Genomic DNA, 561 nt, shown 5'->3' with positions numbered 1-561 from the left:
TGGCTTGGGTTTTCTACAACCTTAACTGTCACAGGAACCTTATCTTGCGAACCATCTGGGTAGGTCACAAGAACTGTCGCTGGTTTATCTCCTGCTGTGCTTGTGTCTACTGGGCTTTCAAACGCAACCGTAGTACCTGTTGGAAGGTCACCTAGGTTAGAGATGGACTTCTCAGCTGATGGAGTTTCACCAACCTTAACGGTTTGATCAGCTGGACTTGGTTCATTGCTGTCTGCTTGGCTTGGGTTTTCTACAACCTTAACTGTCACAGGAACCTTATCTTGCGAACCATCTGGGTAGGTCACAAGGACTGTCGCTGGTTTATCTCCTGCTGTGCTTGTGTCTACTGGGTTTTCAAACGCAACCGTAGTACCTGTTGGAAGGTCACCTAGGTTAGAGATGGACTTCTCAGCTGATGGAGTTTCACCAACCTTAACGGTTTGATCAGCTGGACTTGGTTCATTACTGTCTGCTTGGCTTGGGGTTTCTACAACCTTAACTGTCACAGGAACCTTATCTTGTGAACCATCTGGGTAGGTCACAAGAACTGTCGCTGGTTTA

The 561-nt window shown here is 47.2% G+C and carries 1 protein-coding gene; it reads right to left on the bottom strand.

Annotated features, from left to right (window positions below; translation table 11 throughout):
* A partial coding sequence (locus E5983_RS09390) for a Rib/alpha-like domain-containing protein (protein ID WP_269148546.1) occupies positions 1 to 561 on the bottom strand: 561 nt, incomplete at both ends.

Origin of the sequence: Streptococcus danieliae, assembly GCF_009767945.1 — a bacterium.
Classification (GTDB): Bacteria; Bacillota; Bacilli; order Lactobacillales; family Streptococcaceae; genus Streptococcus; species Streptococcus danieliae.
This window is presented reverse-complemented; position numbering and strand designations above follow the sequence as displayed.